The organism is Mycobacterium sp. NGS16, from assembly GCF_059813225.1.
This window is the reverse complement of record NZ_JCALEE010000016.1, coordinates 1-10,478: the sequence shown is the minus strand read 5'-3', so window position 1 is coordinate 10,478 and position 10,478 is coordinate 1. Positions and strand designations below refer to the sequence as shown.

At 69.8% G+C, this 10,478-nt stretch carries 6 protein-coding genes; all 6 read left to right on the top strand.

Annotated elements, in window-relative coordinates; translation table 11 throughout:
- Positions 1-71: 71 nt before the first annotated feature.
- The gene (locus AC5Y4Q_RS21555) at positions 72-971 is read left to right on the top strand and encodes a class I SAM-dependent methyltransferase (RefSeq protein ID WP_125225851.1); all 900 of its coding nucleotides are present in this window, start codon (positions 72-74) and stop codon (positions 969-971) included.
- Between the two features lie 268 nt (positions 972-1,239).
- A complete protein-coding gene (gene eccA, locus AC5Y4Q_RS21550) occupies positions 1,240-3,072 on the top strand; it encodes a type VII secretion AAA-ATPase EccA (protein ID WP_064923660.1) in 1,833 nt (610 codons plus the stop codon).
- Positions 3,069-4,691 (top strand): type VII secretion protein EccB, encoded by a 1,623-nt coding sequence (gene eccB, locus AC5Y4Q_RS21545; RefSeq protein WP_064923662.1) that lies wholly within the window; start codon positions 3,069-3,071, stop codon positions 4,689-4,691. Before eccA ends, eccB begins: the two co-directional genes overlap by 4 nt.
- Positions 4,688-8,638 (top strand): type VII secretion protein EccCa, encoded by a 3,951-nt coding sequence (gene eccCa, locus AC5Y4Q_RS21540; protein ID WP_064923664.1) that lies wholly within the window; start codon positions 4,688-4,690, stop codon positions 8,636-8,638. Before eccB ends, eccCa begins: the two co-directional genes overlap by 4 nt.
- A gap of 37 nt (positions 8,639-8,675) precedes the next feature.
- Positions 8,676-8,999 (top strand): PE family protein, encoded by a 324-nt coding sequence (locus AC5Y4Q_RS21535; RefSeq protein WP_064923666.1) that lies wholly within the window; start codon positions 8,676-8,678, stop codon positions 8,997-8,999.
- 2 nt (positions 9,000-9,001) lie between these two features.
- Complete coding sequence (locus AC5Y4Q_RS21530) at positions 9,002-10,465, top strand: PPE family protein (RefSeq protein ID WP_499960161.1); 1,464 nt, start codon at positions 9,002-9,004, stop codon at positions 10,463-10,465.
- Positions 10,466-10,478: the final 13 nt, after the last annotated feature.

Genomic DNA, 10,478 nt, shown 5'->3' with positions numbered 1-10,478 from the left:
GGTCGCAGAGCGCTGGTAAAGCGGGGATTCCACGCTGGTTACTGCGGCGTAGGGTCAGTGGAATGCCTGTAATGCGTAATGAAGGTGACAGCTGGGACATCACCACGAGCGTCGGTTCGACCGCCTTGTTCGTGGCCGCCGCGCGGGCCCTGGAAGCCCGCAAACCCGATCCCTTGGCGGTCGATCCCTATGCCGAGTTGTTCTGCCGGGCAGCCGGCGGTGACTGGGAGGCCGTCGTCGAAGGCAACCTCCCCGACCATCAGCTGCTGACCGGGGACTTCGGGGAACACTTCCTCAATTTCCAGGGTGCGCGCACCCGCTACTTCGACGACTACTTCCGCCGCGTCGCCGCTGCCGGGGTGCGGCAGGTGGTCATTCTGGCGGCAGGGCTGGACTCCCGCGCCTTCCGGTTGGAGTGGGCGGAGCAGACGACGATCTTCGAGTTGGACCAGCCCCAGGTACTCGCCTTCAAGAGTTACGTGCTCTCGCAGCGCGGCATCAGGCCCAAAGCAGAACGCCGTGAGATAGCTGTCGACTTGCGTGAGGACTGGCCGCAGGCGCTGCGCGATGCTGGATTCGACGCCACCCAGCCCTCGGCGTGGATCGCCGAGGGGCTGTTGATGTATCTGTCGGCCGACGCGCAGCATCAGCTTTACACCGGCCTCGATGACCTGGCCGCGTCGGGCAGCCACGTCGCGGTCGAGGACGGTGCCCCCCTGCCGGCCGAGGTGTTCCAGGCGGCGGTGGAGGCCGAAGTCGCAGCCGGCGACGACAGCCGCATCTTCCACCGACTGGTCTATAACGAGCGTTGCGCGCCGGCCGATCAGTGGTTCGGGGAACGGGGCTGGTCCGCGGTCGCGACACCGTTGGCCGACTACTTGCGTGAACTGGGCCGCCCCGTGCCCGGTCCGGATACCGAGGAGGGACCGATGATCGCGCGCACCGCCCTGGTCCGGGCGGTCAAGAGCTAGCGCGCGGTCAAGAACGCCGGGCGCCGTCGTCAAACGAGCCCTGATGGGGTAACGTTCCACAGCAATCGAAAATGATTTTCAATAAGGAGCCGGGAATGGGTTGGAACGATGTCGGTGCTTCCGCGCCGGATCTACCTGCCAACGGCGGTCGGAGCGCGGTGATGGAAGCCACTCGACGGTCGTCTCTACCCACCTCGACAGTTAGCTTATGCAATGCTAACTTCAGCCGAGTTAGCTTAGGCAACACTGCTGAAGGGACGAGCCACGCATGAACACCGGTGACGCGGCTCTGTTGACATCGCAGCCACGGGTTGACGAGGACACCCTCAGCCGGTTCGCCACTTGCTGCCGTGCCTTGGGGATCCCGGTGTACCAGCGGCAACGGCCGGCCGACCTGGCCGCGGCTCGCGCCGGCTTCGCGGCGCTGACCCGGGTCGCGCACGAGCAGTGCGACGCCTGGACCGGCCTGGCCGCCGCCGGCGACCAGTCGCCGCGGGTCTTGGCCGCCGTGTCGGCGACCGCGGCCAGCGCCGGGGCGCTGCAGCGGCGCCTGGACCTACCGGCCGGCGCGCTGGGCTTCCACTACGACACCGGGCTGTACCTGAAGCTGCGCGCCACCGAAGCCGACGACTTCCACCTGGCGCACGCCGCCCAACTGGCCATGGCGGGCCGCTGTGCGGAGGCCAACGAGCTGGTCGCCGAGATCACGCAGCGCCGTCCGGACTGGAACGACGCGCGCTGGCTGGCGATCGCGGTGAACCACCATGCCGGGCGCTGGTCGGACATGGTCAAGCTGCTGACCCCGATCGTCAACGACCCCGACCGCGACGAGCTGTTCACCCACGCCGCCAAGATCGCGCTCGGTATCGCGCTGGCCCGGCTGGGCATGTACGCCCCGGCGCTGTCCTACCTGGAGGAGCCGGACGGGCCGATCGCCGTCGCCGCCACCGACGGGGCGCTGGCCAAGGGGCTGATCCTGCGGGCACAGGGCGACGAGGAGACGGCCGAAGAGGTGCTGCAGGACCTCTACGCCGCCAACCCGGAGAACGAGCAGGTCGAGCACGCCCTGCTGGACACCAGCTTCGGGATCGTCACGACCACCGCGGCGCGGATCGAGGCGCGGACCGATCCCTGGGACCCCGAGACCGAGCCGAGCGCCGAGGACTTCATCGACCCGGCGGCCCATGAGCGCAAGGCCGAGCTGCTGGCCGAGGCCGAACGGGAACTTGGTGAGTTCATCGGCCTGGCCGAGGTCAAGAACCAGGTGCAGCGGCTCAAGAGCTCGGTGGCCATGGAGGTGGTGCGCAAGCAGCACGGACTGGCCGTCGGCCAGCGCACCCACCACCTGGTGTTCGCCGGGCCGCCCGGGACCGGTAAGACCACCATCGCGCGCGTGGTCGCCAAGATCTACTGCGGCCTGGGGCTGTTGAAGAAAGAGAACATCAAAGAGGTGCACCGTGCCGACCTGATCGGTCAGCACATCGGTGAGACCGAGGCGAAGACCAACGCCATCATCGACAGCGCACTGGACGGCGTGCTGTTCCTCGACGAGGCCTACGCGCTGGTGGCCACCGGCGCCAAGAATGACTTCGGCTTGGTTGCCATCGACACCCTGCTGGCGCGGATGGAGAACGACCGCGATCGCCTGGTGGTGATCGTCGCCGGGTACCGCGCTGACCTGGACCGATTCCTCGACACCAACGAAGGTCTGCGGTCGCGGTTCACCCGGAGCATCGATTTCCCGTCCTACCAGCCGCCGGAGCTGGTCGAGATCGCCTACAAGATGGCCGAGCAGCGCGACAGCCGGTTCGAGCAGTCCGCGCTCGAGGAGATGCAGGCGCTGTTCGCTCAGCTGGCCGCCGCGTCGCACCCCGATGCCAACGGGATCGCGCGGCGCAGCCTCGACATCGCCGGCAACGGCCGGTTCGTCCGGAACCTCGTCGAACGCTCCGAGGAGGAGCGCGAGTTCCGGCTCGACCATTCCGAACAGTCCGGTACCGGTGTGTTCACCGATGAGGAGCTCATGACCATCACGACTGAAGATGTCCGTAACTCGGTGACGCCGTTGCTGCGTGGCCTGGGTCTGGAGGCGAACGCGTGAGCGCCGCTTCCTCCGACCGGACCGAGGACGAACGGCGCTCCTTTGCATCCCGCACCCCGGTCAACGAGAACCCCGACCGGGTCGAGTACCGGCGGGGTTTCGTCACCAAACACCAGGTCAGCGGCTGGCGGTTCGTGATGCGGCGGATCGCCTCGGGAGTGGCCCTGCACGACACCCGGATGCTGGTGGAGCCGCTGCGCTCACAGGCGCGTGCGGTCCTGATGGGTCTGCTGGTGCTGGCCACCGTGGCGGGCGGCTGCTTCGTGTTCACCCTGATCTGGCCCAACAGTGCGGCCGCCAACGACCCGGTGCTGGCCGACAAGTCGACCTCGGCGCTGTACGTGCGCGTCGGCGACCAGCTGCACCCGGTGCTCAACCTGACCTCCGCACGGCTGATCGTCGGGCGCCCAGTCAACCCGACCGCGGTGAAAAGCACTGGGCTGGACAAGATTCCGCGCGGCAACCTGATCGGTATTCCCGGCGCCCCGGAGCGGATGGTGCAGAACACCAGCCGCGACGCCGACTGGACGGTGTGCGACTCGGTGGGCGGCACAGACGCCGGGGTGACGGTGATCGCCGGGCCGCTGGGCGACGGCGGATCCCGGGCCGGCGCGCTTGATGCGCAGCACGCGGTGCTGGCCGACAACGGTACCGGCGCCTGGCTGCTGTGGGACGGCAAGCGCAGCCGGATCGACCTGTCCGACCGTGCCATCACCGGCGCGCTCGGCCTCGGCGAGCGGGGCGCGCCGGTCCCCACGCCCCGTTCGATCGCGACCGGGCTGTTCAACGTGATCCCGGAGGCGCCCGCGCTGACCGCGCCGGTGATTCCCGGCGCGGGCGACAAGCCGGCGTTCGAGCTGCCGGCGGCCGCGCCGGTGGGCGCGGTTGTGGCGGCGCACGCCCTGGAGGGCAACGCGCAAGGCACCCTGCGCTACTACGCGGTGCTGCCCGACGGCCTGCAGCCCATCTCCGGGGTTCTCGCCGCGGTGCTGCGCAACACCGACTCGCACGGGCTGGACCGGCCGCCGCTGCTCGGTGCCGACGACATCGCCCGGCTGCCGGTGTCGCACGCCCTGGACACCTCCCGCTTCCCCGAGCAGCCGGTGAGCATCACCGATGCAGTGTCCGACCCGCTGACGTGTGCGCACTGGAGCAGAGCCGCCGGGGCCAGCACCAGCTCGCTGACGCTGCTGTCCGGCTCCTCGCTGCCGCTGCGCGACGGCGTCCGAACCCTGGATCTGGTCGGCGCCGGTGTCGGCGGGACGGCCGCCCGGGTTGCGCTGACCCCGGGCACCGGCTACTTCGCCCAGAGCGTCAGCGGCGATCCGACGGCCAACGCCGGTGCGGGCCCGCTGTTCTGGATCTCCGACACCGGGGTGCGCTACGGCGTCAACACCGAGGCCGGTACCGCCGGCAGCGACGGTGACACCGTCGCCGCGCTCGGGCTGAGCCAGCCCGCGCTGCCCATCCCGTGGTCGGTGCTGTCGCAGTTCGCGCTGGGGCCCACCCTGTCGCGCGCCGACGCACTGCTGGCCCACGACGCGCTGGCGCCGGATCAACGGCCGGTTCGCCGGGCGACGACCGAGCTGGGTGCCACTGACGGGGGAGAGACCCGATGAGCCGACTGATCTTCGAGGCCCGCCGCCGGCTGCCGGCGCCGCCCACCGATAAGGGCACCATCACCATCGAGCCGCCGCCGGAGTTGCCCCGGATGGTGCCGGCGTCGTTCTTGCAGCGGGCGCTGCCGGTGGTGATCGTGATCCTGATCGTGGGCATGGTGATCGCCATGGTCGCGACCGGGATGCGGCTGATCTCCCCGGTGATGCTGTTCTTCCCGTTCGCCCTGCTGGTGGCGGCGGCAGGGATCTACCGCGGCGGCGACAAGAAGGCCCGCACCGTCGAGGTCGACGCCGAACGCGCCGACTACCTGCGTTACCTGTCGGTGGTCCGCGACAACATCCGGGGTTCGGCCGCTAAGCAGCGGGCCGCCGCCGAATGGTCGCACCCGGACCCGTCGGATCTGGCCGCCGTTCCCGGCTCGCGCCGACAGTGGGAGCGCGACCCGCACGACGACGACTTCCTGGTGGTGCGCACCGGGCGGCATTCGGTGCCGTTGGCCAGCGCGGTACGGGTCACTGACACCGCTGACGAGATCGACCTGGAACCGGTGTCGCACAGCGCATTACGCAGCCTGCTCGACACCCAGCGCACGGTGCGCGACGTGCCTGTCGGCCTGGACTTGACGAAGGTGTCCCGGATCACCGTGCTGGCCGATACCGCCGACGAGGTCTCCGGTGCCGTGCGGGCCTGGGTCGCCCAGGCCGTCACCTGGCACGACCCCACCATGCTCGGGGTGGCGCTGGCCAGCCCCGACCTGGAGAGCCCGGCCTGGTCCTGGCTGAAGTGGTTGCCGCACGTAGACATTCCCGGCTCGGTCGACGGTGTCGGCCCGGCGCGCTACCTGACCAGCAGCCCCGAGGAACTGGCGATGTTGCTGGCGCCGGCGTTGGCCGAGCGCCCGCCGTTCACCGGCGAGCCGGCCGAGACGGCGCGGCATCTGCTGGTGATCATCGACGACCCGGATTTCGACCTGGCCGCCTCCTCGCTGGGTGCCGCCCGTGCCGGGGTGACCATCGTGCAGCGCGGCAGCGTCGCGCCGAACCGCGAGCAGTATTCCGACCCGGAGCGCCCCATCCTGCGCATCAACGGCGACGGGGAGTCCATCGACCGTTGGCAGACCGGCGGCTGGCAGCGTTACGTTGACGACGCTGACCGCCTGGCCGCCGACGAGGCCGCCCACCTGGCGCGCCGGCTGTCGCGCTGGGACTCCAACCCGACCCACGCCGGGCTACGTTCGGCCGGTACCCGCGGCGCCACCTTCACCACCTTGCTGGGCATCCCCGACGCTTCTCGCCTCGACGTCGCCTCACTGTGGGCGCCCCGGAGCCGCGACGAGGAACTGCGGGTCCCGATCGGAGTCACCGCGACCGGTGAGCCGCTGATCTTCGATCTCAAGGACGAGGCCGAGGGCGGGATGGGCCCGCACGGCCTGATGATCGGCATGACCGGCTCCGGTAAGTCGCAGACGCTGATGTCGATCCTGCTGTCGCTGCTGACCACGCACCCCGCGGACCGGCTCATCGTGATCTACGCCGACTTCAAGGGTGAGGCCGGCGCCGACATCTTCCGGAACTTCCCGCAGGTCGTCGCGGTCATCTCCAACATGGCCGAGAAGCGCTCGCTGGCCGACCGGTTCGCCGACACGCTGCGCGGCGAGGTGGCCCGCCGGGAGCTGCTGCTGCGGGAGGCCGGTCGTCGGGTGCAGGGCAGCGCGTTCAACTCGGTGACCGAGTACGAGGCCGCGATCGCCGCCGGCCACGATCTGGCCCCGATCCCGACGCTGTTCGTCGTGGCCGACGAGTTCACCCTGATGCTCGCCGACCACCCGGAGTACGCCGAGTTGTTCGACTACGTCGCGCGCAAAGGCCGGTCGTTCCGGATTCACATCCTGTTCGCCTCGCAGACCCTCGACGTCGGCAAGATCAAGGACATCGACAAGAACACCTCCTACCGAATCGGTTTGAAGGTGGCCAGCCCCAGCGTCTCCCGCCAGATCATCGGGGTCGAGGACGCCTATCACATCGAATCCGGCAAGGAGCACAAGGGCGAGGGCTTCCTGGTGCCCGCTCCGGGCGCGGCGCCGATCAAGTTCCGCAGCACCTACGTCGACGGTATCTACGACCCGCCGCGGCAGTCCAAAGCCGTTGTGATGCATGCGATTCCAGAGCCGAAACTGTTCACGGCCGGCCCGGTGGCCGCTGCGGAGACCACCATCGTGGCCGAGCCCGACGACGAGACCTACGCGCCGCCGCGCAAGTTGATCGCCACCATCGGCGACCAGCTGGCGCACTACGGCCCGCAGGCTCCGGCGCTGTGGCTGCCTCCGCTGGACGAGCCGATCCCGCTCACCGCGGCGCTGGCCCGGGCCGGTGTCGGCGAGCGGCAGCTGCGCTGGCCGCTGGGTGAGATCGACAAGCCGTTCGACATGCGGCGCGACCCGCTGGTGTTCGACGCCCGCTCGGCCAGCGGCAACATGCTCATCCACGGCGGACCCAAGTCCGGGAAAACGACTGCGCTGCAGACCTTCATCCTCTCGGCGGCCAGCCTGCACTCGCCGCGTGAGGTGACGTTCTACTGCCTGGACTACGGCGGCGGCCAACTGCGTGCGCTCGAGGACCTGGCGCACGTGGGCAGCGTCGCGTCCGGGCTGGAACCCGAGCGGATCCGCCGTACATTCGGCGAACTCGAGCAGTTGTTGACCGCGCGCCAGCAGCGGGAGGCGTTCCGTGACGGCAGTATCGGCTCGCTCAACGACGGGTACGGCGAGGTCTTCCTGGTCATCGACAACCTGTACGCGTTCAGTCGGGACAACACCGACCAGTTCAACACCCGTAACCCGTTGCTGGCCAAGGTGACCGAGCTGGTCAACGTCGGCCTGGCCTACGGCATCCACGTCGTCGTCACCACCCCGAGCTGGCTCGAGGTGCCGTTGGCGATGCGCGACGGGCTGGGGCTGCGCCTTGAGCTCAAGCTGCACGACCCACGGGACAGCAACGTCCGGGTGGCCGGGGCCCTGACCCGGCCGGCCGAGGCCGTGCCGGCCAACCAGCCGGGCCGCGGCCTGACCATGGCCGCCGAGCACTTCCTGATCGCGGAACCGGATCTGGGCCAGATCGCCGAGATCAACGCCCGCCACCCCGGTCTGGCCGCGCCGCCAGTGCGACTGCTGCCGACCAACCTGGCCCCCGAAGAGGTCGGAACGCTGTGGCCGGGCCCGGAGCGGGTCGTCATCGGTCAGCGCGAAGAGGACCTGGCGCCGGTGGAGTTGGACTTCACCGCCAACCCCCTGGTGATGGCGCTCGGGGACAGCAAGTCCGGCAAGACCACCCTGCTGCGGCACATCATCCGGACGGTGCGGGAGAACAGCACCGCCGAGCAGGTCGCGTTCACGGTGCTCGATCGCCGGCTGCACCTGGTCGACGAACCGCTGTTCGCCGACAACGAGTACACCGCCAACGTCGATCGGGTAATCCCGGCGATGCTGGGCCTGTCAGCGCTGATCGGTTCCCGCCGGCCGCCGGCTGGGCTCTCGGCGGCGGACCTGGCCAGCTGGACCTACGAGGGACACACCCATTACCTGATCATCGACGACGTGGACTCGATCCCGGACTCCCCGGCACTGACCGGGCCGTACGCGGGCCAGCGACCGTGGACCAACCTGATTCCGCTGCTGTCGCAGGCCGGTGATCTGGGGCTGCGGGTGATCGTCACCGGCCGTGCCACCGGGTCGGCCCACGCGTTGATGACCAACCCGCTGCTGCGTCGCCTCAACGACCTGCAGGCCACCACCGTGATGTTGTCGGGCAACCCCGCCGATTCCGGCAAGATCCGCGGTCAGCGGTTCGGGCGGCTCCCGGCGGGCCGGGCGATGCTGCTCGGCGACAACGACGAACCCACCTACTTGCAGCTGGTCAATCCGTTGTTCAGCCAAAGTCTGACGCGCTGATGCGCGAAAAGGTATGGAGCGATAAGGAGGAGGAGTCATGACGCTCAATGTGGTTCCGGAAGGTCTCGCCGCCGCCAGCGCAGCGGTCGAGGCGTTGACCGCCCGCCTGGCTGCCGCACAGGCCAGCGCCGCCCCGCTGATCACCGCGGTGGTGCCGCCGGCGGCCGACCCGGTGTCGCTGCAGACTGCGGCCGGGTTCAGCGCGCAGGGCAGCGAGCACGCCGCGGTGGCCGCCCAGGGCACCACCGAGCTCGGTCGCGCCGGTGTCGGTGTCGGTGAGTCCGGCGTCAACTATGCCGCTGGCGACGCGGCAGCCGCCACCACCTACGTGGCACGCCACGCGGGGGCCGGAGGCGCCTGATGATCTCCGCCCCGGTCTGGATCGCCTCCCCGCCGGAGGTGCATTCAGCATTGCTGAGCAGCGGTCCCGGACCGGGTCCGCTGCTGAGCGCTGCCGGGGTATGGAATGCGCTGAGCGTCGAGTACGCCACGGTCGCAGACGAATTGACCGCATTGCTCGGCGCGGTGCAAAGCGGCGCCTGGCAGGGGCCCAGCGCCGAGCAGTACCTGGCGGCGCACGTGCCCTACTTGGCGTGGCTGGGCAAGGCCAGCGCGGACAGTGCCGGCGTGGCCGCCCAGCATGAGGTGGCGGCCTCGGCCTACACGTCCGCGCTGGCGTCGATGCCGACACTGGCGGAGCTGGCCGCCAACCACATGACGCACGGGGTGTTGGTCGCCACGAATTTCTTTGGCATCAACACCATCCCGATTGCGCTCAACGAAGCCGACTACGTCCGGATGTGGATTCAGGCGGCGACCACCATGAGCACCTACCATGCGGTCTCCGGTGCCGCACTGGCGTCGGCGCCGCGCACGGTGCAGGCCCCCCCGGTGGTCAAGGCCGACTCGGTGCAGCCCGCGGATGCCGCACCGGGTGGTGGGGATTTCTTCACCCAGCTGTTCAACCAACTCGGCCAGCTACTGCAGGATCCGGTCGGGGTGATTCGCGAGATCATCAGCGGCGGCCCCGCCGCGCTGGCGACCTGGTTCCCGTTGCTGTTCTTCATCGCCTACGAGGCGTTCTTCATCCCGTTCGGTTTCACCTTCTGGGGCGTGATGCTCTCCGCCCCAGCCTTTTTGCCGATCATTCTCGGCGTGGCGTTGAGCCAGCTGGTCAACCTGGAGCCGGGTGTGGCCGACGAACCCGACGAGCCGATGCTGCCGGTTGCCGTCGCCCCGTCGCCTGAGCGGCCGATCGCGGTGGTGACCGGTTTCTCCTCCGGCATCGCCACCCCGGGTGCACCGGGCGTGCCGGCAGCGCCGGCGACCTCGGCGGTGGCGCCGCCGCCACCGGCCCCCGGAGTGATGGGCTTCGGCTACCTGGTCGCCGGGGCGGATCCGGGCACCGGGCTGGGGCCCACCCTGACCGATCGGAACAAGGCGCAGGCGCCGGCCTCGCGGGTACCGGCGGCCGCGGCGGCGGTGCGCAGCTCGGCGCGCGACAAGGCCCGGGCGCGGCGACGCCGGCGCGCGGTGTTGCACGACCACGCCGACGAATTCATGGACATGGATTCCGGTCCGAGCTCTGGACCGGCGCAAGAGCCCGTGCCGGCGTCCTCGATGACGGGCTCGGAGCGCGGTGCCGGGGCGCTGGGTTTCACCGGAACCCTGGGCACGCGGCGCGCCGCGACCGCGGCGGGGCTGACCACTCTGGCCGGCGACGGGTTCGGTGGCGGCCCGGGTGTGCCGATGCTGCCGGACACCTGGAGTGAGAACGATCTCGCCGACCCCGAGTCGAATTCGGAGTCGGAATCGGAGTCGAAGTAAGGGAACGAAGGAA

Bases quoted from the DNA above. Each gene is read 5' to 3' on its own strand.
- AC5Y4Q_RS21555 (WP_125225851.1), top strand. From the start codon at position 72: ATGCGTAATGAAGGTGACAGCTGGGACATCACCACGAGCGTCGGTTCG.
- eccA (WP_064923660.1), top strand. From the start codon at position 1,240: ATGAACACCGGTGACGCGGCTCTGTTGACATCGCAGCCACGGGTTGAC.
- eccCa (WP_064923664.1), top strand. From the start codon at position 4,688: ATGAGCCGACTGATCTTCGAGGCCCGCCGCCGGCTGCCGGCGCCGCCC.
- AC5Y4Q_RS21535 (WP_064923666.1), top strand. From the start codon at position 8,676: ATGACGCTCAATGTGGTTCCGGAAGGTCTCGCCGCCGCCAGCGCAGCG.